The organism is Nocardioides houyundeii, assembly GCF_002865585.1.
GTDB lineage: Bacteria > Actinomycetota > Actinomycetes > Propionibacteriales > Nocardioidaceae > Nocardioides > Nocardioides houyundeii.
On sequence record NZ_CP025581.1, the window covers coordinates 1,758,987 to 1,783,255 of the forward strand.

Genomic DNA, 24,269 nt, shown 5'->3' on the forward strand with positions numbered 1-24,269 from the left:
GAGACAAGCTATGAAGGGCACACGGTGGATGCCTTGGCACCAAGAGCCGATGAAGGACGTAGGAGCCTGCGATAAGCCCCGGGGAGTTGGCAACCGAGCTGTGATCCGGGGGTGTCCGAATGGGGAAACCCAGCTGGAGTCATGTCCAGTTACCCTCACCTGAACACATAGGGTGAGTGGAGGGAACGTGGGGAAGTGAAACATCTCAGTACCCACAGGAAGAGAAAACAACAGTGATTCCGAGAGTAGTGGCGAGCGAAATCGGATGAGGCCAAACCATGGCTGTGTGATACCCGGCAGGGGTTGCAGTCATGGGGTTGTGGGGCCGTTCAACCTTATCTGCCGGTGAGGTACAGAGTAAGAAACTCATGGTGAAGTCGAAGCCCATTGGAAAGTGGGGCCGTAGAGGGTGATAGCCCCGTAGACGTAAGCGATGAGCTCTGGAGCGTGACCCCAAGTAACACGGAACCCCTGAAATTCCGTGTGAATCTGGCGGGACCACCCGTTAAGCCTAAATACTCCTTGGTGACCGATAGCGGACAAGTACCGTGAGGGAAAGGTGAAAAGTACCCCTGGCGGGGAGTGAAATAGTACCTGAAACCGTGTGCCTACAATCCGTCGGAGCGATCCCTTGTGGGTTGTGACGGCGTGCCTTTTGAAGAATGAGCCTGCGAGTTTGCGTTGTGTTGCGAGGTTAACCCGTGTGGGGTAGCCGTAGCGAAAGCGAGTCCGAATAGGGCTACTTAGTAGCACGATCAAGACCCGAAGCGGAGTGATCTATCCATGGGCAGGTTGAAGCGCGGGTAAGACCGCGTGGAGGACCGAACCCACTTAGGTTGAAAACTGAGGGGATGACCTGTGGATAGGGGTGAAAGGCCAATCAAACTCCGTGATAGCTGGTTCTCCCCGAAATGCATTTAGGTGCAGCGTCGCGTGTTTCTTGCCGGAGGTAGAGCACTGGATAGCTAATGGGCCCTACAAGGTTACTGACGTTAGCCAAACTCCGAATGCCGGTAAGTGAGAGCGCGGCAGTGAGACTGCGGGGGATAAGCTCCGTAGTCGAGAGGGAAACAGCCCAGACCATCAGCTAAGGCCCCTAAGCGGTGACTAAGTGGAAAAGGATGTGGAGTCGCATTGACAACCAGGAGGTTGGCTTGGAAGCAGCCACCCTTGAAAGAGTGCGTAATAGCTCACTGGTCAAGTGATTCCGCGCCGACAATGTAGCGGGGCTCAAGTCATCCGCCGAAGCTATGGCATTCACATATATAACTCAGCCTTCGTGGTTCAGGTGTGTGGATGGGTAGGGGAGCGTCGTGTCGCGAGTGAAGCAGCGGAGTGATCCAGTTGTGGACGCGACACGAGTGAGAATGCAGGCATGAGTAGCGAATGAAGAGCGAGAAACTCTTCCGCCGAATGATCAAGGGTTCCAGGGTCAAGCTAATCTGCCCTGGGTAAGTCGGGACCTAAGGCGAGGCCGACAGGCGTAGTCGATGGACAACGGGTTGATATTCCCGTACCGGCAAAATAGCGCCCATGACGAACCCGGTGATGCTAACCATCCGAAACCATGTTGACCGGACCCTTCGGGGCGAGGCGATGTGGCAGAGCGTGGGACCCGAACTGGTAGTAGTCAAGCGATGGGGTGACGCAGGAAGGCAGTCCAACCGTGGCGATGGTAGTCCACGGCTAAGGGTGTAGGACTGGTGGTAGGCAAATCCGCCACCTGTATGTCTGAGACCTGATGGGGACCCCGTATGGGGGAAGTGGATGATCCTATGCTGTCGAGAAAAACCTCTAGCGAGCTATGCGCCGCCCGTACCCCAAACCGACTCAGGTGATCAGGTAGAGAATACTAAGGCGATCGAGATAACCATGGTTAAGGAACTCGGCAAAATGCCCCCGTAACTTCGGGAGAAGGGGGGCCGGATCCGTGATTCACCTTGCGTGATGAAGCGGTGATGGCCGCAGAGACCAGGCCCAAGCGACTGTTTACTAAAAACACAGGTCCGTGCGAAGTTGTAAGACGATGTATACGGACTGACTCCTGCCCGGTGCTGGAAGGTTAAGGGGACCGGTTAGAGGAACTTGTTCCTCGAAGCTGAGAACTTAAGCCCCAGTAAACGGCGGTGGTAACTATAACCATCCTAAGGTAGCGAAATTCCTTGTCGGGTAAGTTCCGACCTGCACGAATGGAGTAACGACTTGGGCGCTGTCTCAACCGTGGACTCGGCGAAATTGCACTACGAGTAAAGATGCTCGTTACGCGCGGCAGGACGGAAAGACCCCGGGACCTTTACTATAGTTTGGTATTGGTGTTTGGTTCGGCTTGTGTAGGATAGGTGGGAGACTGTGAACCGATCACGCCAGTGGTTGGGGAGTCATCGTTGAAATACCACTCTGGTCGTACTAGATGTCTAACCTAGGTCCGTAATCCGGATCAGGGACAGTGCCTGATGGGTAGTTTAACTGGGGCGGTTGCCTCCTAAAGAGTAACGGAGGCGCTCAAAGGTTCCCTCAGCCTGGTTGGCAATCAGGTGGCGAGTGTAAGTGCACAAGGGAGCTTGACTGTGAGACAGACATGTCGAGCAGGGACGAAAGTCGGAACTAGTGATCCGGCGCCAGCATGTGGAAGCGGCGTCGCTCAACGGATAAAAGGTACCCCGGGGATAACAGGCTGATCTTCCCCAAGAGTCCATATCGACGGGATGGTTTGGCACCTCGATGTCGGCTCGTCGCATCCTGGGGCTGGAGTAGGTCCCAAGGGTTGGGCTGTTCGCCCATTAAAGCGGCACGCGAGCTGGGTTTAGAACGTCGTGAGACAGTTCGGTCCCTATCCGCCGCGCGCGCAGGAAACTTGAGAAAGGCTGTCCCTAGTACGAGAGGACCGGGATGGACGAACCTCTGGTGTGCCAGTTGTCCCGCCAGGGGCACGGCTGGTTAGCTACGTTCGGAAGTGATAACCGCTGAATGCATCTAAGCGGGAAGCACGTTTCAAGATGAGGTTTCCCACCACGTAAGTGGGTAAGGCCCCCAGCAGAACACTGGGTTGATAGGCCGGAGGTGTACAGCAGTAATGCCTAGCCGACCGGTACTAATAGGCCGAGGGCTTGTCCCAACATCGTACATAACCACTCACACTACGAGTTGAACAAGACCATTCATGCGCACACGTAATGCCCGCGTCCACTAACCAGTTCCCAACCAACAAACCCATTCAAGGGGTTTGAACAGGTTGTGACAACTGAACAACGAACACCAACCAAGACTTGGTCCACACCCCTGCAACAACTCGGGTGTGTCGACCACAAGAGTTACGGCGGCCATAGCGAAAGGGAAACACCCGGTCCCATCCCGAACCCGGAAGTTAAGCCTTTCAGCGCCGATGGTACTGCAACCGAGAGGCTGTGGGAGAGTAGGACGCCGCCGGACAATAATTTGGAAGAGGGGTCGCCTGAGGGCGGCCCCTCTTTCGCATTTCACCACCGAAGTGTCGCTCGCAATCGCGGTCAGGCTCGCAATGGCGGTCAGGCTCCGGTGTGAGGGACCGGGCGCATGATGACCCCGAGGCTGGGCTTGGGCTGGAAGGACGTCGCCTTCTCCGGCAGCAGCCGTCCTCGCTGCACTGTGCGGTTCACCAGCTCGAAGTCGGGGGCCGGCAGCAGGACGGCCACGTGCTTGCCGTGGAGCCCCTCGAGGGCGCTGTCCACCGAGTGGTGGTAGCTCAAGCGGGGGGACGACGCGTCGCCCGATGCGCTGTGACCGGCCCGGGACCGAAGCCTCGGCAGCACGTCCCCGTGCAGGTGCTCCAGCGGGGAGAGCTGCTCGGAGTCAACGCTCCACTCGATGCTCAACCACGACTCGCCGTCCGTGGCGACCACCGAGCGGGGCCCCAGCTTGGCCAAGGCCGACATCCGGTCCCCGTTCCGGGTGACGCGTCCCGTGGCAGCGGCGGCCTGAGCCACGGCGTCCAGTCGGACCTGATGCAGGACCCGGTGGATCGCTCCCAGGAACAGGGGGGTGTCCTCCTGGTCCACGACCATCGCCAGGCCGCGGTCCCACCCTGGGTATCGGGCCTCCTGCAGCTCCAGGTATGCGGCGTAGCGATGATGGCCGTCGGCGATGAGCAGGGTGCTGTCCGCGAGTCCGTGAGCGATGGTCTCGAGCTGGCGGGCGTCTCGGAGCCGCCACACCCGGTGCTCCTGTCCGGCACCGTCACGGAACTCGTGGTCCGGCAGGGTGGCAGCAGTGTCCCGGATCAGGGTCCTGATCTGGGTGGGTCCTCGATGGACCAGCAGGATCGGGGCCGGATCGAGCCCCATCTCATACATCCGGGAGGCCAGGTCACCGGCCTGGGCGGAGTGGATGTCCTCGTGGGGCAGGACGGCGCTGTCCTCCAGCGTCGTCGCCCTGGTGCTGAGGTCGAGAGCCCCCACGAGCCCGCGAATGGTGATGCCGTGCACGGTGTACTCGTGCAGGTACAGGGCAGGGACGTCGTCGAGCTCCATGAGGCCCTCGGACTGCCAGCTCGCCAGTCGCCGGGCCACCTCGCGATAGGGTCGCGCCAGGGCACGTGCCGCGGACGGGTCGGCCACCTTCGCCGGGGCGAGACGCAGTCCCCGGAAAGGGTGCAGCCGCGCCGGCCGGGCGGGCGAGGGCGGGACGCTCTCCAGTTCCTGGGAAAGCTCCGTGTCCCCGTCGCGGGTGTGCATCGGAGCATCGTAGGCGGGCCTTCCCCGCTGGGACCAAAGGACGTGGACACATGCTGCAGGAGTCGACCGGCCCACTGGCCGCACAGCACGACCTGTTCATGCTGGACCTCGACGGCGTGGTCTACATCGAGGGAGCCGCGGTGCCCGGCGTACCGGAGGAGATCCTCCGGCTGCGCGAGGCCGGGTGCCACGTCGCCTTCGTCACCAACAACGCTGCCAGGCCTGCTGCCCAGGTGGCCGAACGTCTCACCGGGCTGGGAGTGGCCGCGACCGCGGAGGACGTGGTCACCTCGGCGCAGGCCGCCGCCTCGCTCCTGCGCACGCGCTTCGGTCCCCGGGCCCGGGTGCTGATGCTGGGTGGACCAGGCCTGGAGGTGGCCCTGCGGGCTGCGGACCTCGAGCCGGTCCAGGACGTCGAGGACGACGAGGTGGTGGCGCTGGTGACCGGCTACGGGCCGGACGTCCTGTGGCGACACATCATGCGTTCGGCAGTCCGCATCCGGGACGGACTTCCGTGGGTCGCCAGCAACACCGATGCCACCATCCCTACGTCGTACGGTCTGGCGCCGGGGCACGGCACTCTGGTGCGGACCCTGGCGGAGTTCGCCGGGGTGCAGCCGGTGGTCGCTGGCAAGCCGTCCCGTCCGTTGCTGGACGAGACCGTGGCGAGGGTCGGCGGCGACCGGCCGATCATGGTCGGTGACCGGTTGGACACCGACATCGAGGGTGCGCGGGTCGCGGGATATCCCTCCCTCCTCGTGCTGACCGGTGTCACCGGGCTCAGCGAGCTCGTCTCGGCGCCCGAGTCGTCCAGGCCGACGTACATCTTCCCGACTCTGCAGGGAGTCTTCGCGCCCCACCCGGTCCCGCAGCACGTCTCGGACGGCGTGGAGCTCGGAGGCTGGCACGGGCACGTCGACGAAGCCGGGGCGCTGGTCCTGGCGGGCGCCGGCAGCGAGGCGGACTGGTGGCGGGTGGTGGCGGTAGCGGCCTGGGAACACCTCGACGCGACAGGTGCGCCGGCCGGGATCGAGCAGCTCGCTCCACAGGCCCGCGACGGCTGGACCGACAGGTAGCCTTGTCTGCCATGAGCGAGTACGCCGGAGAGCCCTTGTCGGACCGGGACGGTGAGCAGCAGCACCGGGCCGCCTCCGAGCGGACCGGCGTACCCGAGGTGGACGCCGTGCTCGACCAGGTGGAGTCGGTGGGTTCCCTGCCCGTCGCCGAGCAGGTGGCGGTGTTCGAGCGGGCGCACGAGGCGCTGCGGCGCGCCCTCGACTCCGAGGCCAGCACTCCCCGGGGACTCTGAGTCCGTGCCTCCGCGACGACTCAGGCTCGACCAGGAGCTGGTGCGCCGGGGGCTGGCACGCTCCCGCGAGCACGCGAGCACGCTCATCGCCCAGGGACGCGTCAAGGTCTCCGGCGCTGTGGCGGCCAAGGCCGCCACCGGAGTCACCACCGATGTCGCCCTGGTGGTCACCGAGGACCCCGACCAGCCGGAGTTCGCCTCCCGCGGCGGGCACAAGCTGGCCGGAGCGCTGGAGGCCTTCGCCCCGCACGGCGTCGACGTCGCGGGCAAGCGCTGCCTGGACGCCGGCGCGTCCACTGGCGGCTTCACCGACGTCCTGCTCCAGGCCGGTGCGCGCGAGGTGGTCGCGGTCGACGTCGGCTACGGACAGCTCGTCTGGCGCCTGCGCCAGGACCCACGGGTGATCGTGCACGACCGCACCAACGTGCGAGAGCTCAGTCTGGACGTCGTGGGCGACCCGGTCGACCTCGTGGTGGGAGACCTGTCCTTCATCTCGTTGCGACTGGTGCTCGACGCGCTGATCTCCGTCACGGCTCCCGACGGCGAGCTGGTCCTGATGGTCAAGCCCCAGTTCGAGGTGGGCAAGGACCGCGTGGGCAAGGGCGGCGTGGTCCGGGACCTCGCGCTGCGGACCGAGGCGGTCTCAGCCGTCGCGGCCGCAGCCCACGCCCGCGGCTGGGGCGCCGTCGCCGTCGTCACCAGCCCGCTGCCCGGCCCCTCGGGGAACGTGGAGTTCTTCCTCCTGCTCCGAGCGGGGAGCCGGTGATCGGCGAGGACAGCATCCGCGCCGAAGTCGAACGCAGCGCAGGACTGGGGGTGGCGGGTGAGAGGCTTGCGCCGTGACTGAAGCCCCCGCCGCCGTGCGTCGCGTGCTCCTGCTGGCCCACACCGGGCGGCAGGAGGCGCGAGACGTCGCCCTGTCGTTCGTCAAGGCGCTCACCGAGCACGGTCTGGTCGTCCGCCTGCTGGCGGACGAGGCGGCCGACCTCGGCCTGGAGCCCCACCTCTTCGAGCCCGCCATCGAGGTCCTCGCCGACGCCCGCGGCGCGGGCGAGGGCTGTGAGGTCGCGGTGGTCCTCGGTGGGGACGGCACCATCCTGCGGGCCGCCGAGATCACCCACGGCAGCGGCACCCCGCTCCTCGGGGTCAACCTGGGGCATGTCGGCTTCCTCGCCGAGGCCGAGGTGGACGACGTCGACTCGACCATCGACGCGGTGGTGCAGCGGCGCTACACCCTGGAGGACCGGCTCACCATCGACGTACGGGTCTACCAGGACAAGGAGCTGGTGGCCAGCACCTTCGCCCTCAACGAGGCGAGCGTGGAGAAGGCCGCCCGCAAGCGCATGCTCGAGGTGGTGATCGAGGTCGACGGGCGTCCGCTGTCCCGCTGGGGCTGCGACGGCGTGGTCTGCTCCACCCCCACCGGATCGACCGCCTACAACTTCAGCGCCGGAGGCCCCGTCGTGTGGCCGGGCGTCGAGGCGTTGCTGATGGTCCCGATCAGCGCCCACGCGCTCTTCGCGCGGCCCATGGTGGTGGCGCCCACCTCGGTGCTGGCGGTCGAGGTGCTGGCCGGGACCGAGGGAGCCGGGGTGCTCTGGTGCGACGGGCGCAGGACCGTCGACCTCGCACCGGGAGCCCGCATCGAGGTGCGTCGTGGCGCCCACCCGGTCCGCCTCGTGCGACTCCACCAGGCCCCCTTCACCGACCGACTCGTGGCCAAGTTCGACCTGCCCGTCGAAGGCTGGCGCGGGGCGGCGGAGCGGCGGCGCCGGGAGAACGGCGACGCCTCGATCGAGAACGGGTCGAGCTCCGCGGCGCAGGGCCAGGCCGATGTTTGAGGAGATCAGGATCAGCTCGCTGGGGGTCATCGAGGACTCCACCCTGGAGCTCGGGCCCGGCTTCACCGTGATCACCGGCGAGACCGGCGCCGGCAAGACCATGGTCGTGACCGCACTGGGGCTGCTGCTGGGCGGGCGATCCGACAGCGGGGCCGTGCGGCGGGGCGCCAACGCGGCACGCGTCGAGGGGGTGGTGGCGACCTCGGACCTGCCCGACTTCGCCGACCTGGTGATCGAGGCCGGTGGCGAGGTCGAGGACGGGCGGGTGGTGCTGGCCCGCAACATCTCCGCGGAGGGGCGCTCTCGCGCCTGGGTGGGCGGTGCCGGCGTGCCGGCGGCCCGGCTGGCGTCCCTGACCGAGCCGCTGGTCGCGGTGCACGGACAGTCGGACCAGCATCGGCTGCTTCGGCCCTCGGCGCAGAGGGAGGCCCTGGACCGTTTCGGCGGTCCCGTCCTCGCCGAGCTGCTGGAGGCCTACACGGCGCGGTACGCCGCCCTGACCGCGGTGGAGCGCGAGCTCGACGAGGTGGTCAACTCCGCTCGTGAGCGGGCACGAGAGGCCGACCAGCTGCGCTTCGCCCTGGCGGAGATCGAGGCGGCCGACCCCTACCCCGGCGAGGACGTCGAGCTGGCCGCCGAGGAGTCTCGGCTCGGGTACGCCGACACCCTGCGGACCGCCGCCGAACGGGCCCGTGAGGCGCTGTCGAGTGACCAGGACGCTCCCGACGCCCTGGGCGCGGCATCACTGGCACGTGCCTCCCTGGACGCCGTGCGCGAGCACGACCCGGAGGCGGGCGGGCTCGCCGACAGGCTGGGTGAGCTCAGCTACCTGCTCTCCGACCTTGCTGCGGACGTGGCGTCGTACGCCTCGAAGCTGGACATCGACCCCCTGAGGCTGGCCGCGGTCAGCGAGCGGAGGGCAGCCCTGACGGGGCTGACCCGCAAGTACGGCGAGACCATCGAGCAGGTGCTGGCCTGGTCGGGGGAGTCGGCCCGGCGGCTGCTGGAGCTGGAGGACACCGACGATCGCGTGGTGGAGCTGCGCGAGCAGCGGGCGACGCTGCGGGCCGAGCTCGCCAGCACCGGCTCGGCGCTCTCCGCGGCTCGAGCCGAAGCCGCGGACCGCCTGGCGGAGGAGGTGACCGCAGAGCTCACCCTGCTGGCGATGCCGCACGCGACGCTGGACGTCGTGGTGACCCAGCACGAGGCCGCCCCGACGGGGGAGGACAGCGGCCCCTTGCCGGTCGACGGACGCTGGCTGCGCTACTCCGCCACCGGACTGGACGAGGTGGAGCTGCTGCTGGCGGCCAACGCGGGGATGAGCCCCCGCCCGCTCGACAAGGGCGCCTCTGGAGGTGAGCTCTCCCGTGTGATGCTGGCCGTGGAGGTCGCCCTGGCGGGCACCAACTCGGTGCCGACGTTCGTCTTCGACGAGGTCGACTCCGGGGTGGGCGGCAAGGCGGCCATCGAGATCGGTCGGCGGCTGGCCGAGCTGGCGCGCTCGGCCCAGGTGCTGGTGGTCACCCACCTGCCACAGGTGGCGGCCTTCGCGGACCGACACATCGTCGTGGCCAAGGCCAGCGACGGGTCGGTCACCACCTCCGGTCTCACCACGCTGAGCGAGGACGAGCGGGAGCGCGAGCTGTCCCGGATGCTCGCCGGTCTCGACGACTCCGACACGGCGCTCGCGCACGCCCGTGAGCTCATGGAGAACGCCCGCCAGGCGACTCGCTGAAGGCGGGCATGTCCCGAAATTGGCCGGTCCCGGCTGACACCATGGACGAGCCATGAAGTTCGCCACGAAGTCACGTCCAGCCCCCGTTCTGCCCGGCGTCATCGGGACCGTCAGGGTGGATCGCCGTACCCGGGCGCTGCTGTCCCGGCTCCGCGAAGGCGACCTGGCGCTCATCGACCACGTCGACCTCGACCGGGGGACCGCCCAGACCCTGGTGGACTCCGGGGTGACAGCGGTGCTCAACGCCACCGCGATGATCTCCGGGCGCTATCCGAACCTCGGCCCGCAGGTGCTGGCCGACGCCGGAGTGCAGATGATCGACCAGCTCGGGTCCGAGGCGTTCTCGCTGATCCGGGACGGAGCCGCGGTCCGGGTCCTCGACGGACAGGTCCACCTGGCCGACGACGTCGTGGTCAGCGGCCGAGAGCTCGGCGCGGAGCAGATCGCGGAGCAGCTCGAGGACGCCCGCGCCGGGCTGGGACACCAGCTGGCCAGCTTCACGCACAACAGCAGCGAGTTCCTCCGGCGCGAGCAGGACCTGCTGCTGCACGGTGAGGGGGTGCCTCGGCCCGCCACGGTGCTGGCGGACCGGCCCGTCGTCGTGGTGGTGCCCGGGCACGAGCACGCCGCGGAGCTCAAGAGCGTCCGCGCCTTCATCGCCGAGCAGCGTCCCGTGCTGATCGGTGTCGACCGCGGCGCCGACGCGCTCGCGGAAGCCGGGTTCACCGCCGACGTCGTGGTGCTCTCCGCCTCCTCCAGCGAGGACGAGATCCCCTCCCCGGCGGTCCTGCGGGCGGCCAAGGACGTGATCGTGCGGGTAGACCGCGGCGCCCCGCGCGTGGTCACCGAGCGGTTCGAGCGGCTCGGCATCCAGCCGCTGCGCCTGGAGACGTCCGCGACCACGGAGGACGCGGCCCTCATCGTGGCCGACGCCGGCCATGCGTCGGTGATCATCGGGGTGGGGATGCACGCCACCCTCGCCGAGTTCCTGGACCGTCAGCGCGCCGGCCTGGCCAGCACCTACCTGACCAGGCTCAAGGTGGGACCTCGGCTGGTGGACGCCACCGCGGTGCCCACGCTCTACTCGGGCCGGGTGCGACCGCGCCACCTGGCCGTCGTGCTCGTGGCAGGGCTGCTGGCCCTGGTCGCGGCGATCGGCACCACACCGGTGGGCCAGGAGTGGAGCGACAGCCTCCTCCACGGCTCCGGTGACCTCATCGACTACCTGCAGGGGAAGCTCTCGTGATCTCGTTCCGGACCCATGTCGTGACCCTCGTGTCGGTCTTCCTCGCCCTCGCCGTCGGCGTGGTGCTCGGTGGGGGACCGCTCGGCGAGGTGGGCCGCGACGGTGACACCGACGCGGAGGTGACGCAGCTGCGAGCCGCCGCCCAGCGCAGCGAGCAGCAGTCCGACTTCGGCGACCGGTTCGCCGAGACCGCCGCCACCAGCCTGTACGCCGGTCGGCTCGCGGAGCGAGAGGTGGCGGTCGTCACCCTGCCCGGGGCCGACGAGCAGGTCGTCTCCGCACTCGTCGAGCAGGTGGCGGCCGCCGGCGGCTCGGTCGTGACCACCCAGGCCCTGGGGGACCCGATGGTCAGCTCGCAGCAGAAGTCGCTGGTCGACACCCTGGGCAGCCAGCTCGCCGCGCAGCTGCCGAAGGAGACCGTCGCCGCCGAGGCCACGACGTACGAGCGGATGGGACAGCTCCTGGGCTTCTCGCTGTCCACCAAGGCGCCCGAGGGCGCCGGCACGACCTCCCAGACCCTCGCGGTGCTCGAGGGCATGCGCGGTGCCGATCTGCTCCCGGAGGTGCCCGCCACGGAGCGCCGGGCCCCCCTCGTCCTGGTCGTGCTGGGCGAGGAGGTCGACGGCGACGGGGGCGACGACATCCTCGCCGGCCTGGTCCGCGGCCTCGGTCAGGCGGCGCTCGGCGTCGTGGTCGCCGGGGAGAGCTCCGACGGCAAGGACCAGCTCGCCGGGCTCCGCGCCGACGGGGCGCTGGGCACCGCGGCCTCCGTGGACGGCGTCGAGACGCCCGCCGGCCAGGTGGCGACGGTGGTCGGTCTGGCCCGGTCCCTGACCACCCAGGGTGGAGCCTTCGGAGCGTCGGGTGCGGACGGAGCGCTTCCCCTCGGGTAGCATGGAACCCCGTGAGGAACCCGACGCCGACCAAGCATGTATTCGTGACCGGAGGCGTAGTCTCCTCCCTCGGCAAGGGGCTCACCGCCTCCAGCCTGGGCAGCCTGTTGAAGGCCCGCGGACTCCGCGTGACCATGCAGAAGCTCGACCCCTACCTGAACGTGGACCCTGGGACGATGAACCCGTTCCAGCACGGTGAGGTCTTCGTCACCAACGACGGGGCGGAGACCGACCTCGACATCGGTCACTACGAGCGCTTCCTGGACACCGACCTCTCCGCGATCGCCAACGTGACGACGGGTCAGGTCTACTCCAGCGTGATCGCCAAGGAGCGCCGCGGCGACTACCTGGGCGACACCGTGCAGGTCATCCCGCACATCACCAACGAGATCAAGGACCGGATCCTCGCCATGGGCGGGCCGGACATCGACCTGGTCATCACCGAGGTGGGCGGCACCGTCGGCGACATCGAGTCGCTGCCGTTCCTGGAGGCCGCACGTCAGGTGCGGCACGAGATCGGTCGGGAGAACGTCTTCTTCATCCACGTCTCGCTGGTGCCCTACATCGGACCCTCCGGGGAGCTGAAGACGAAGCCGACCCAGCACTCGGTCGCCGCGCTGCGCTCCATCGGCATCCAGCCGGACGCCATCGTGTGCCGGGCCGACCGCGACCTCCCCGGCGGCATCAAGCGCAAGATCGCGCTGATGTGCGACGTGGAGGACGAGGCGGTCATCACCTGCGCCGACGCGGCCTCGATCTACGACATCCCCAAGGTGCTGCACCGCGAGGGCCTCGACGCCTACGTGGTGCGTCGCCTCGACCTGCCGTTCCGGGACGTGGACTGGAGCCGCTGGGACGACCTGCTGCGCCGCGTGCACCACCCCAAGGAGGAGGTCACGGTCGCCCTGGTCGGCAAGTACATCGACCTGCCGGACGCCTACCTCTCCGTCGCCGAGGCGCTGCGCGCCGGCGGCTTCGCCCACGAGGCCAAGGTGCGGCTGCGCTGGATCGCCAGCGACGAGTGCGCCACCCCGGCGGGCGCCGCCAAGAACCTGCACGACGTCGACGCCATCTGCGTCCCGGGCGGCTTCGGCATCCGCGGTCTCGAGGGCAAGCTGGGCGCCCTCACCTACGCCCGTACCCAGGGCATCCCCACCCTGGGACTGTGCCTGGGCCTGCAGTGCATGGTGATCGAGTACGCGCGCAACGTCGCGGGGCTGGAGAAGGCGGGCTCCACCGAGTTCGACCCCCAGGTCCCCGAGCCCGTGATCGCCACCATGGAGGAGCAGAAGTCGTTCGTCGAGGGCGCCGGTGACCTGGGCGGCACCATGCGCCTGGGTTCCTACCCCGCCGTGCTGGCTCCCGGCTCGGTGGTGCGTGAGGTCTACGGCAGCGAACGCGTGGAGGAGCGGCACCGCCACCGCTACGAGGTGAACAACGCCTACGTCGAGCAGCTCACCGCCGCCGGTCTGGTCTTCTCCGGCACCAACCCCGACCTCGGCCTCGTCGAGTTCGTGGAGCTGCCCCGGGAGGTCCACCCCTACTACGTGGCCACCCAGGCCCACCCGGAGCTGAAGTCCCGGCCCACCCGGCCGCACCCGCTCTTCGCCGGACTGGTCAAGGCGGCCATCGCGCGTCAGAAGGAGCTCGAGATCCCGATCGACGACGACGCAGCCGAGGACCGATGACCGATCAGCGTGAGGAGGTCAGGGACCTCCCCATGCGCTGGCCGGTCGTGGAGTCCCGTGAGGTGCACCGCGACGCCTGGGTGGTGGTGGTCCGCGAGGACGTCATCACCCGGCCGGACCACCCCGACGAGCGGTTCGCCCGGCTCTCGGTGGAGCACCCGGGTGCGGTGATCGTGATGGCGCTCGACGACGACGAGCGCGTCTTCTGCCTGCGCCAGTACCGACACACCTCCGGCTTCGAGTTCGTCGAGCTCCCGGCCGGCCTGCGTGACGCCGGTGACGAGCCGCCGCTGGAGACCGCCAAGCGCGAGCTGCGCGAGGAGGCGGAGCTCGCCGCGCACTCCTGGGTGCAGCTGCTCAGCACCTTCCCGTCCGCCGGGATCACCGACGAGGTGCACGAGATCTTCCTGGCCCGTGGCCTGAGCCCCTCGCCCCGTGGTGACTTCGAGCTGAAGCACGAGGAGGCGGAGATGCACCCGTTCTGGGTGCCCTTCGAGGATCTGCTGGACGCCGTGCTCGCCGGACGCGTGCGGCAGGGCCCCCTGGTCCAGGCTGTCCTGGCCTATGACGCGCTCAAGCGCCGGGATAGGTTGTGAGCGGCGACGCAACCAGCTCGGCTGCTCGCGAAGGGTGGGTCAGATGAGGATCGGCGTTCCCAAGGAAGTCAAGGACCACGAGTACCGGGTGGCACTCACTCCCCTCGGCACGCACGAGCTCGTCAGGCACGGGCACGAGGTCTTCGTCGAGTCCGGGGCAGGTCTGGGGTCCCTGGTCCGCGACGAGGACTACCTCGGGGCCGGGGCGCACATCCTGGACACCGCCGAGGACGTCTGGGGCACCGCCGACCTGGCGCTGAAGGTCAAGGAGCCCGTGCCCAGCGAGTACCCGCTGCTGCGCGAGGGACAGGTGCTCTTCACCTACCTCCACCTGGCGGCCGATCCCGCGCTCACCCGCGAGCTGATCGAGCGGCGCGTCACCGCCCTCGCCTACGAGACCGTGCAGCTGGCCTCCGGCGCGCTCCCGCTGCTCTACCCGATGTCGGAGGTCGCGGGCTGTCTCGCGCCCCAGGTCGGTGCCCACGCCCTGATGCGTGGCGAGGGGGGACGCGGCGTGCTGATGGGCGGAGTGGGTGGCGTGGCGAACGCCAAGGTGGTCGTCCTGGGCGCCGGGGTGGCGGGACAGAACGCCGCCAACATCGCGCTGGGCATGGGCGCGGACGTGACCCTGCTCGACACCGACCTGGACAAGCTGCGCCTCTCGTTCTGGCGCTACGACAACCGGGTGCACGGACTCGCCTCGTCTGAGCTGTCGATCCAGCAGCAGGTGCTGGCGGCGGACCTGGTGATCGGCGCCGTGCTGGTCGCCGGAGCCGCAGCCCCCAAGCTGGTGAGCAACGAGCTGGTCGCCGCGATGAAGCCGGGGTCCGTGCTCGTGGACATCGCGGTGGACCAGGGCGGGTGCTTCGCCGACACCCACCCGACCACGCACAGCGACCCGACGTACCAGGTGCACGCCTCGACGTTCTACTGCGTGGCGAACATGCCCGGCGCGGTGCCGAACACCTCGACGTACGCGCTGACCAACGCGACCCTGCCCTACGCGGTGCGGCTGGCCGACCAGGGGTGGCAGCAGGCGTCCCGGGAGGACCCAGCCCTCGCTCTCGGCCTGAACACCCATGCCGGGCTCCTCACCAATGCCGCGGTCGGCCGGGCCCTGGGCCTGGAAGCCGTGGCCCCCGACTCCGTGCTGGACTGAGCGAGCACAGGTGAGCACCTCCGAGCTGACGCGCGCCATCCGTACCTATCTCGACCACCTCTCGGTGGAGCGCGGACTGGCCGCCAACACGCTGTCGTCGTACCGCCGCGACCTGCGCCGGTACGCCGGACACCTCGACCAGGAGGGCATCGACCGGCTGGACGGCGTCTCGGAGTCGACGGTCTCGGACTTCCTGGTCAGGCTGCGCGAGGGGGACGCCGAGCACCCCCCGCTGGGTGCTGCCTCCGCCGCGAGGACCGTGGTGGCCGTGAGGGGCTTCCACAAGTTCGCGGTGCGCGACGGGCTGACCACCAACGACCCCGCCGCCTCGGTGCGGCCCCCGACCCCGGCCAAGCGCCTGCCCAAGGCCCTGCCCCTCTCCGACGTGGAGGCGATCCTGGAGGCCGCCGGCGCCGCGGGCACGCCGCTGGCCGCCCGGGACCGGGCCCTGCTGGAGGTCCTCTACGGCACCGGGGCCCGCATCTCCGAGGCCGTCGGGTTGGACGTGGACGACCTCGACCTCGAGGAGGGGACCGTGCTGTTGCGCGGCAAGGGGTCCAAGGAGCGGCTGGTGCCGGTGGGCTCCTACGCCGTCGAGGCGGTCCAGACCTACCTCACCCGCGCGCGCCCGGGGCTGGTCGCCCAGGGCCGCGGCACCCCCGCGGTCTTCCTCAACTCCCGGGGCGGGCGACTGTCGCGGCAGAGCGCCTGGGCGGTGCTCGCCAAGGCCGCCGACCGGGCCGGGGTGACTCGCGACGTCTCCCCGCACACGCTGCGTCACTCGTTCGCCACCCACCTGATCGACGGAGGCGCCGACGTGCGCGTGGTCCAGGAGCTGCTCGGTCACGCCTCGGTGACCACCACCCAGGTCTACACCCTGGTCACGGTGGACAACCTGCGCGAGGTCTTCGCCACCGCACACCCCAGGGCGCGCGCCTGATGGCCGGCGCATGGTGGGACGGCGTCACCGGTCCCGACGCCCTGTACGACGCCTTCACCGACTGGGCGACCGACAACGGCCTGGAGCTCTACCCGCACCAGGACGAGGCGGTGATGGAGCTGCTGGCGGGCAACAACGTGGTGCTGGCGACCCCGACGGGCTCGGGCAAGTCGCTGGTCGCCTTCGCCGCCCACGTGGCAGCGCTGGCGAGCGACCAGGTGTCGTTCTACACCGCCCCGATCAAGGCCCTGGTGAGCGAGAAGTTCTTCGCCCTGTGCGAGACCCTCGGCGCTGACAACGTGGGCATGCTGACCGGTGACGCCAGCGTCAACCCGGACGCGCCGGTGATCTGCTGCACCGCGGAGGTGCTGGCCAACATCGCGCTGCGCGAGGGTCGGCAGGCCGACGTGGGCCTGGTGGTGATGGACGAGTTCCACTACTACGGCGATCCCGAGCGGGGCTGGGCCTGGCAGGTGCCGCTGCTGGAGCTTCCTCAGGCGCAGTTCCTGCTGATGTCGGCGACGCTGGGCGACGTCACGCCGATCGCGAAGGACCTCACCGTCCGCAACGGCCGGGACACCGTGGTCATCGACGACGCCGAGCGTCCGGTGCCGCTGGACTTCAGCTGGGCGCTGACGCCGCTGGACGAGACGCTGGAGGAGCTGGTGAGCACCCACCAGTCCCCGGTCTACGTCGTGCACTTCACCCAGGCAGCGGCCGTCGAGCACGCCACGTCGCTGCTCAAGGGAGGCCTGGCCAAGCTGACCGTCCCGGACCAGGTCGACGCGCTGCGCGAGCGGCTGGCGAACTTCCGCTTCTCCGCGGGCTTCGGCAAGACCCTGGCCCAGCTGCTGCGTCAGGGCATCGGGGTGCACCACGCCGGGATGCTCCCGAAGTACCGCCGCCTGGTCGAGCAGCTGGCCCAGGCCGGTCTGCTCCGGGTGATCTGCGGGACCGACACCCTGGGCGTGGGGATCAACGTGCCGATCCGCACGGTGCTCTTCACCGGGCTGGCCAAGTTCGACGGCCAGCGGCAGCGGATCCTGCGTAGCCGGGAGTTCCTGCAGATCGCCGGGCGCGCGGGCCGGGCCGGCTACGACACCGCAGGGTTCGTCGTGGTGCAGGCTCCTGAGCACGTCATCGAGAACGAGCGCGCGAAGGCCAAGTCGGAGGCGAAGAACGCCGCGATGAGCGCCGAGAAGCAGGCGAAGCGCAAGAGCAAGCCGCAGCTGAAGAAGCCGCCCGAGGGCACCGTGGTCTGGACCGAGCAGACTTTTGACAAGCTCGTCGAGTCCCGGCCCGAGCCGCTGGTCTCGCGGATGAAGGTCGACAACGCGATGCTGCTCAACGTCGTGGCTCGCGAGGAGGACGCGTTCCCGGTGCTGCGGCGCCTGCTCACCGACAACCACGAGGACCGCCGGGCCCAGCTGCGCCTCTCGCGTCGCGCGCTCCGGCTGGCCCGCAGCCTGGTCAGGACCGGGGTGCTCACCCGGCTGGACGAGCCGGACGAGTTCGGCCGCCGCTACGTGATCACCGTCGACCTGCCGCTGGACTTCGCACTGAACCAGCCGCTGTCGCACTTCGCGCTGGCCGCACTCGACGTGCTGGACCCCGAGTCGCCGACGTACACCCTGGACATCGTCTCGGTGATCGAGGCCGTGCTGGAGGCGCCTCGCCAGGTGCTGTTCGCCCAGCAGCACGCCGCGCGGGGAGTGGCGATCAACGAGATGAAGGCCGACGGCATCGAGTACGACGAACGGATGCAGCTGCTGGAGCAGGTCACCTGGCCCCAGCCGCTCGCCGAGCTGCTCGAGGTGACCTTCGAGATGTACCGCCAGACCCACCCCTGGTTGCCCGAGGAGGCACTCTCGCCCAAGTCGGTGGTGCGGGAGATGTACGAGCAGGGGATGGGCTTCACCGACTTCGTGGGCCGCTACCAGCTCGCGCGGTCCGAGGGGCTGGTGCTGCGCTACCTCACCGACGCCTACCGGACCTTGCGCCAGACCGTGCCCGAGGCGCACCGCACCCCCGAGCTGGAGGACCTGCTGGAGTGGCTGGGGGAGACGGTGCGCCAGACAGACTCCTCCCTGCTCGACGAGTGGGAGGCCCTGGGCCATCCCGACCACGTGCCCGCCGAGGTCTCGCACCACGAGCCGCCGCACCACCCGCGCCCGCTGTCCAAGCAGGAGCGCGCGCTGACGGTGATGGTGCGCAACGCGATGTTCGCCCGGGTGGTCGCGGTGGCCCGGGACGACCTGGACGCCCTGATGCGGCTGGAGCGGGACGCCGCGGACCGGGTGGACCCACCACGACAGGTCGTGATGACCCGCTCGCGGTGGGACGAGGCGCTCGAGGAGTACTACGCCGAGCACGACACGGTGGGCATCGACGCCGACGCCCGCGGCCCGTCGTACCTGCAGGTGGGGCCGGAGCAGCAGGGCGAGCCGGTGGGCGCGGGGGAGGACGAGCGCGCCCGGGTACGCCGGGTGGTCCAGGTGCTGGCCGACCCCGAGGGACACCGGGACTGGGTCATCGAGGGCGTGGTGGACTGTGACGCCACCGATGAGGCGGGCGAGCTGGTCCTGGCGGTCGCGTCGATGCGCCGCTTCGACGGATGACCCCGGTTGGGGGTTTCGCCGAGTCGCCTTGTGGCTGGGGAAGAGCGGGGCCTAGAGTCGCGCGGAGAAGGCGAGAAGTCGTCGAGTCGACAAACAGTGGGAGCTGCGCATGATTGGTGACGGATCCGTCGCTGGAACCTCCGGCAGCACCGCAGGACAGGTGCCACCCTTGGTCCACCGCCCGGCCCCCTCCCACAGCTCCGCCAGCCAGAAGACCCTCCCGCACACGTCCCCCGGAGACGAGACCCGAGTGAGCGACCCCATCCCGTTCCCCATGCCGACCAGCGCCGCGCTGGTCCCCGAGGTGGCCAACGGTCCCACCGGCCGTCCGATGCCGACGTTCCCCGAGCCCGACCCGGTCACCGGGCCGCGGCGGGCACGCGTGGTCTCGATGTGCAACCAGAAGGGCGGCGTCGGCAAGACCACCACCACGATCAACCTGGGAGCCTCCCTCGCCGAGTACGGCCGCAAGGTGCTGCTGGTGGACTTCGACCCCCAGGGCTCGCTCTCGGTCGGCCTGGGGCTGAACCCGCACGAGATGGAGTTCACCGTCTACAACCTGCTCATGGAGCGGGACGTCGAGCTGGACGACGTGGTGGTGCCCTCCGGAGTGCCGGGCATGGACCTGCTGCCCTCCAACATCGACCTTTCGGCCGCCGAGGTGCAGCTGGTGCACGAGGTCGCCCGCGAGCAGACCCTGCAGCGGGTGCTGGCGCCGGCGCTGGACCAGTACGACGTGATCCTCATCGACTGCCAGCCTTCGCTCGGCCTGCTCACCGTGAACGCCCTGACCGCCTCCGACGGCGTCATCGTGCCGCTGGAGTGCGAGTACTTCGCGCTGCGCGGCGTGGCGCTGCTCAAGACGACCATCGACAAGGTCCGTGAGCGGCTCAACCCCAAGCTGCAGATCGACGGGGTGCTGGGCACCATGTTCGACGGTCGCACCCTGCACAGCCGCGAGGTGATGGACCGGCTGGTCTCGGCCTGGGGGGACACCGTCTTCCACACCGTGATCCGCCGCACGGTGAAGTTCTCCGACTCCACCGTGGCCGGTGAGCCGATCACCACCTACGCCTCGAGCTCCACCGGAGCCGACCACTACCGATCGCTCGCCCGGGAGGTGCTCGCCCGGTGGCGCGACGGGTGAGCCTGCCCGCTGCAGACGACCTCTTCCGTCCCACGGGCGAGGGCGACGAGGAGTCGACCGTCCGGGCCGTTGCGCCGCCCGAGGACAAGGGCGGCAAACGTCGTACCAGCGGCCGGGTCCGGCACGACGAGAAGATGACGGTCTACGTCACCTCGGACGAGCTGATCGAGCTCGAGCACGCTCGCCTGTCGCTGCGCAGCAAGCACGGCCTGGCGGTGGACCGGGGTCGCATCGTGCGTGAGGCGGTCGCGCTGATCCTGGCCGACCTCGAGGCGCACGGCGAGGACAGCGCGTTGGTACGACGGCTGAGCGAGGAATGACCCAGAGCGCCGCGGTCGACCCCGGAGCCGCTGCGGCTGCGGGGTTCGCGGTCAGGCTCGACAACTTTGAGGGACCCTTCGACCTCCTGCTGTCGCTGATCGCCAAGCACAAGCTGGACATCACCGAGGTCTCCCTGTCCACGGTCACTGACGAGTTCATCGCCTTCGTCAAGGCCGGCGGGCCGGTCTGGGACCTGGAGCAGACCACCTCGTTCCTGCTCGTCGCCTCCACCCTGCTGGACCTCAAGGCCGCGCGGCTGCTGCCCTCGGGCGACGTGGAGGACGAGGAGGACCTGGCACTCCTGGAGGCCCGCGACCTGCTGTTCGCGCGGCTGCTCCAGTACCGCGCGTTCAAGCTGGTCGCCGGGGTGTTCGAGCGGCGACTGGCCGACGAGTCCCGGCGCCACCCTCGGGCGGTGGGGTTGGAGGAGCGCTTCGCCACCCTGCTGCCGGAGGTGCTGATCGGCATCGGGCTGGACCAGTTCGCCCGCCTCGCCGCCAAGGCGATGGAGCCCCGGCCGGTGCTCGAGGTCTCCCTCGACCACATCCACACCACCACCGTCAGCGTGCGGGAGCAGGGCAACCTGGTCGTCGAGCGGCTGCGGCGCTCGGGCACGATGACCTTCCGGGCACTCTGCGGCGACTCCCCGGACACCCTGACCACCGTTGCCCGGTTCCTGTCGCTGCTCGAGCTGTTCCGCGAGGGGGCGGTCTCCTTCGACCAGGTCACACCGCTGGGCGAGCTGACCGTGCGCTGGACCGGCGCCGAGGACGGCACCGTGGAGATCCACGACGAGTTCGACGGGGCTCCACCTGAGGCCCCACCTGAGGCCTCGACCGAGGCTTCGACCACCGAGATGCCGCCGGAGGCAGATCCCTCCGCCGGAGAGCAGGAAGAGGACCGATGAGCCAGGAGCAGGTCACCGCGGGGCAGGAACCCCCGGACCAGGCTGCCCAGGACCCCACTCCCCAGGACTCCACTCCCGGGGACCAGGTGGAGACGCTCGACGTCGCCGTGGCCGAGCTGCGGCCCGCGCTGGAGGCCATCCTGATGGTCTCCGACCAGCCCCTGGACCGCGTCTCGCTGGCCTCGGCCGTCGGGCACCCCGTCGATGCCGTCTCCCAGGCTCTGGAGTCACTGGCGCAGGAGTACACCGACCAGAGGCGCGGCTTCGAGCTGCGCAACGTCGCCGGCGGCTGGCGGTTCTACACCCGGGAGGAGTACGCCGGAGTGGTCGAGGCGTTCGTGCTCGAGGGGCAGCAGGCGCGCCTGACCCAGGCGGCGCTGGAGACCCTCGCGGTGGTGGCCTACAAGCAGCCCGTCTCCCGGGCTCGGGTCTCGGCCATCCGGGGCGTCAGCGTGGACGGTGTCATGCGCACCCTGCTCGCGCGCGGCCTCGTGGAGGAGGCCGGCTCGGACGAGACCTCCGGGGCCCACCTGTACCGCACGACCAGCTACTTCCTGGAGCGCATCGGCATCACCAGCCTCCACGACCTCCCCGAGCTCGCGCCGTACCTGCCGGACATGGACGACATGGAGGAAGAGCTGGCGGCGGCCTCGGCGGGATCGCCCGGGTCCCCCAGCGGACCTGGGGCCACCAACCCGGCCCCGGAGCACCAGGCACCGGAGCACCAGGCACCGGAGCACCAGGCACCGGAGCACCACGCGCCGCACAGCGGTGACGGCACCGAGCCCGACGGGGGGACTGAGGTCTCGTGAGCGACCAGGAGATGGGCGACGCCGGCCGCGAGGTCGAGACGGACGCGGACGGCCTGGTGCGGCTGCAGAAGCTGCTGGCACAGTCCGGAGTGGCGTCCCGCCGCAAGTGCGAGGAGCTGATGCTCGACGGCCAGGTCGAGGTCGACGGCGAGGTCGTCACCCGGCTCGGCACCAAGGTGGACCCGCGGACCGCGGTCATCCGCGTCGAGGGTCGGCGGCTGCCGCCGGTCTCGGCACACGTCTACCTGGTGCTCAACAAGCCGCGCGGGGTGGTGTCCACCATGTCGGACCCGGAAGGGCGCCGCAGCCTCGGCGACGTGGTCGCGCACCGCTCCGAGCGGCTCTTCCACGTCGGCCGGCTCGACACCGACACCTCCGGCCTGCTGCTGCTCACCAACGACGGCGACTTCGCCCACCGGATGGCCCACCCGTCGTACGAGGTGGACAAGACCTACGTCGCGGAGGTCCAGGGCGACGTCTCCCGTGCCACCCTCCAGCGCCTGCGCGACGGGGTGACGCTGGAGGACGGCCCGGTGACGGTCTCCCAGGTGAAGGTCGTGGAGGCCGGCCGCGGCGGGGCCAAGGGCCGCACCATCGTCGAGCTGGTGATCCACGAGGGTCGCAACCGGATCGTGCGACGGCTGCTCGACGAGGTCGGTCACCCGGTGCTGCGGCTGACCAGGACCAAGTTCGGCCCCGTGGAGCTCGGCCGGCTGCCGATGGGGCAGCTGCGGCCGCTCAGTCGCGAGGAGCTGGGTGCTTTGCTGGACAGCGTGCAGCTGTGACCGGAGCGCGCCAACTATGGTTGCCCGGACCGTTCGGCGACCCCACGCCGGACGACAGGTGAGCGAGGAGAGTGCTGTGAGGGTGCGGGCGGTGCGCGGAGCCACCCAGTTGGACCAGGACACCAAGGAGCACATGCATGAGCGTGTCTCCGAGATGGTGCGCGAGGTGATGGGGGCCAACGGGCTCACCGTCGACGACTTCATCTCCATCCTGTTCACCTCCACCAGCGACCTCGTGGCGGAGTTCCCGGCGTACGCGGCGCGCCAGCTGGGCTTCGACGACGTCCCCCTGATGTGCGCCCGCGAGCTCGAGATCGCCGGCTCCATGCCTCGGGTGGTCCGGATGATGGCGCACGTCGAGACCGACCTGCCGCGCGCCGACGTCACCCACATCTACCTGCACGGCGCGGCTGGCCTGCGACGGGACCTGGCGCGGGTGCGCGAGGTCGCGGGCGGCGAGCCTTCGTGACCGTGCCTTCGGCGGCCCCCACCGGGCCCGTGGAGATCGTCGGCACCGGGCTGGTCGGCACCTCGATCGCGCTGGCCTGTCGCCGGGCCGGTGTCGAGGTGCTCCTGACCGACGTCTCCTCCGAGCACGTGCGCACCGCGTCGGGACTCGGCGCCGGACGCCCCCGGGTCGCTGCCGATCGCCCCCAGCTCGTAGTCGTGGCGGTCCCGCCGGACCGGTTGGGGGAGGAGATCGTGTCCGCCCTGACCGCGGGCGACGCGGTGGTCACCGACGTCGGCAGCATCAAGTCGCAGCCCCTGGCCCACGTGCTCACCGCCGTGGACGAGCACGAGGCCGCCCGCTACGTCGGCAGCCACCCGATGGCCGGGAGCGAGCGCTCCGGCCCGCTGGCCGCCTCGGCGTCGCTGTTCGACGGCCGTCCTTGGGCCGTGGTCCCGCACGCCGCTGCCGCGCCCTCGGCCACGGCGCTGGTGCGAGGCCTCGCCGAGCTCTGCGGGGCCGTGCCGCTGGAGCTGGAGGCGGCCGAGCACGACCGCGCGGTGGCCCGGACCTCACACCTGCCGCACCTCGCCGCAGTGCTGGTCGCCGGACGGCTCGCCGGCGTTCCCCCACGGGACCTGGCGCTGTCCGGCCAGGGAGTGCGGGACGTGACGCGGATCGCGGGCAGCGACCCGTCCCTGTGGGAGCAGATCGTGACCGCCAACGCGCCTGCCGTGCTCGAGGTGCTGGGCGAGGTCCGGGAGCAGCTGGACGTGCTGATCGCCGCCGTCGACGCGGGGGAGCGCACCGCGCTGCACGACGTCCTGGCGCGCGGGGTGCGGGGCACCCAGGCCATCCCCGGCAAGCACGGGGCGCCCACCCGCCCGATGGTCTCCGTCTTCGTCGCGGTCCCCGACCATCCCGGCGAGCTGGCGCGTCTGTTCGCCGACGCCGGGGCCAGCGAGGTCAACATCGAGGACGTCCGTATCGACCACGATCCCGGGCGTGAGGTGGGGCAGGTGGAGCTGCTGGTCGACGAGGGGCGTTCCCAGCACCTGCTGGACACTCTGGAATCCCGTGGCTGGCTGACCCACAGGTAGGCTGCGGGCGCCGAG

Annotated in this window: 20 protein-coding genes and 2 rRNA genes; 21 read left to right on the forward strand and 1 reads right to left on the reverse strand. The window is 69.5% G+C overall.

The genetic code is table 11. From position 1 onward, the window contains the following. Position 1: 1 nt before the first annotated feature. Positions 2-3,115 (forward strand): 23S ribosomal RNA (locus C0R66_RS08520). A gap of 197 nt (positions 3,116-3,312) precedes the next feature. Beyond that, a 5S ribosomal RNA gene (gene rrf / locus C0R66_RS08525) occupies positions 3,313-3,429 on the forward strand. Between the two features lie 95 nt (positions 3,430-3,524). On the opposite strand, the gene C0R66_RS08530 is transcribed toward rrf, so the two are convergent. Continuing rightward, positions 3,525-4,709, reverse strand: coding sequence for a DUF1015 family protein (locus C0R66_RS08530; RefSeq protein WP_101524343.1), 1,185 nt, complete (start codon positions 4,707-4,709; stop codon positions 3,525-3,527). A 50-nt stretch (positions 4,710-4,759) separates the two neighbouring features. On the opposite strand from C0R66_RS08530, the gene C0R66_RS08535 reads away from it, so the two are divergent. From C0R66_RS08535 to C0R66_RS08625, 19 genes are all read left to right on the forward strand, one after another. After that, the gene (locus C0R66_RS08535) at positions 4,760-5,785 is read left to right on the forward strand and encodes an HAD-IIA family hydrolase (RefSeq protein WP_241901641.1); all 1,026 of its coding nucleotides are present in this window, start codon (positions 4,760-4,762) and stop codon (positions 5,783-5,785) included. Between the two features lie 11 nt (positions 5,786-5,796). Then, positions 5,797-6,018 (forward strand): hypothetical protein, encoded by a 222-nt coding sequence (locus tag C0R66_RS08540; RefSeq protein ID WP_101524344.1) that lies wholly within the window; start codon positions 5,797-5,799, stop codon positions 6,016-6,018. 4 nt (positions 6,019-6,022) lie between these two features. Beyond that, positions 6,023-6,784, forward strand: a complete 762-nt coding sequence (locus C0R66_RS08545) for a TlyA family RNA methyltransferase (RefSeq protein WP_101524345.1) — start codon at positions 6,023-6,025, stop codon at positions 6,782-6,784. A 73-nt stretch (positions 6,785-6,857) separates the two neighbouring features. After that, positions 6,858-7,859, forward strand: coding sequence for an NAD kinase (locus tag C0R66_RS08550; protein WP_101524346.1), 1,002 nt, complete (start codon positions 6,858-6,860; stop codon positions 7,857-7,859). Then, positions 7,852-9,594 carry a DNA repair protein RecN gene (gene recN, locus C0R66_RS08555; protein WP_101524347.1) on the forward strand — a complete coding sequence of 581 codons (1,743 nt, stop codon included), beginning with the start codon at positions 7,852-7,854 and terminating at the stop codon, positions 9,592-9,594. The genes C0R66_RS08550 and recN overlap by 8 nt, the downstream gene beginning before the upstream one ends. 52 nt (positions 9,595-9,646) lie before the next feature. Continuing rightward, positions 9,647-10,840, forward strand: a complete 1,194-nt coding sequence (gene steA / locus C0R66_RS08560; RefSeq protein WP_101524348.1) for a putative cytokinetic ring protein SteA — start codon at positions 9,647-9,649, stop codon at positions 10,838-10,840. A gap of 20 nt (positions 10,841-10,860) precedes the next feature. Continuing rightward, a complete protein-coding gene (locus C0R66_RS08565; RefSeq protein WP_158647966.1) occupies positions 10,861-11,733 on the forward strand; it encodes a copper transporter in 873 nt (290 codons plus the stop codon). Positions 11,734-11,744: 11 nt separating this feature from the next. Then, positions 11,745-13,421: a CTP synthase gene (locus C0R66_RS08570; protein WP_101524350.1), complete on the forward strand. Its 1,677-nt coding sequence runs from the start codon at positions 11,745-11,747 to the stop codon at positions 13,419-13,421. Next, positions 13,418-14,017: an NUDIX domain-containing protein gene (locus C0R66_RS08575; RefSeq protein ID WP_101524351.1), complete on the forward strand. Its 600-nt coding sequence runs from the start codon at positions 13,418-13,420 to the stop codon at positions 14,015-14,017. Before C0R66_RS08570 ends, C0R66_RS08575 begins: the two co-directional genes overlap by 4 nt. A 43-nt stretch (positions 14,018-14,060) precedes the next feature. Then, positions 14,061-15,176 carry an alanine dehydrogenase gene (gene ald / locus C0R66_RS08580; protein ID WP_101524352.1) on the forward strand — a complete coding sequence of 372 codons (1,116 nt, stop codon included), beginning with the start codon at positions 14,061-14,063 and terminating at the stop codon, positions 15,174-15,176. Between the two features lie 10 nt (positions 15,177-15,186). Next, positions 15,187-16,116: a site-specific tyrosine recombinase XerD gene (gene xerD / locus C0R66_RS08585; protein ID WP_241901642.1), complete on the forward strand. Its 930-nt coding sequence runs from the start codon at positions 15,187-15,189 to the stop codon at positions 16,114-16,116. After that, positions 16,116-18,734 (forward strand): DEAD/DEAH box helicase, encoded by a 2,619-nt coding sequence (locus tag C0R66_RS08590; RefSeq protein ID WP_101524354.1) that lies wholly within the window; start codon positions 16,116-16,118, stop codon positions 18,732-18,734. Before xerD ends, C0R66_RS08590 begins: the two co-directional genes overlap by 1 nt. A 274-nt stretch (positions 18,735-19,008) precedes the next feature. Continuing rightward, a complete protein-coding gene (locus C0R66_RS08595; RefSeq protein WP_101526133.1) occupies positions 19,009-19,881 on the forward strand; it encodes a ParA family protein in 873 nt (290 codons plus the stop codon). Continuing rightward, entirely contained in the window at positions 19,878-20,201 is a 324-nt protein-coding gene (locus C0R66_RS08600; protein ID WP_420818797.1) for a hypothetical protein, read from the forward strand. Before C0R66_RS08595 ends, C0R66_RS08600 begins: the two co-directional genes overlap by 4 nt. Further along, positions 20,198-21,109, forward strand: coding sequence for a segregation and condensation protein A (locus tag C0R66_RS08605; RefSeq protein ID WP_101524356.1), 912 nt, complete (start codon positions 20,198-20,200; stop codon positions 21,107-21,109). Before C0R66_RS08600 ends, C0R66_RS08605 begins: the two co-directional genes overlap by 4 nt. Further along, positions 21,106-21,921, forward strand: coding sequence for an SMC-Scp complex subunit ScpB (gene scpB, locus C0R66_RS19945; RefSeq protein ID WP_101524357.1), 816 nt, complete (start codon positions 21,106-21,108; stop codon positions 21,919-21,921). The genes C0R66_RS08605 and scpB overlap by 4 nt, the downstream gene beginning before the upstream one ends. An 11-nt stretch (positions 21,922-21,932) precedes the next feature. Further along, complete coding sequence (locus tag C0R66_RS08615) at positions 21,933-22,706, forward strand: pseudouridine synthase (protein ID WP_101526134.1); 774 nt, start codon at positions 21,933-21,935, stop codon at positions 22,704-22,706. 91 nt (positions 22,707-22,797) lie between these two features. Further along, positions 22,798-23,175 carry a chorismate mutase gene (aroH, locus tag C0R66_RS08620; RefSeq protein WP_240181748.1) on the forward strand — a complete coding sequence of 126 codons (378 nt, stop codon included), beginning with the start codon at positions 22,798-22,800 and terminating at the stop codon, positions 23,173-23,175. Further along, entirely contained in the window at positions 23,172-24,254 is a 1,083-nt protein-coding gene (locus C0R66_RS08625) for a prephenate dehydrogenase (RefSeq protein WP_101524359.1), read from the forward strand. Before aroH ends, C0R66_RS08625 begins: the two co-directional genes overlap by 4 nt. The last annotated feature ends 15 nt before the right edge of the window (positions 24,255-24,269 follow it).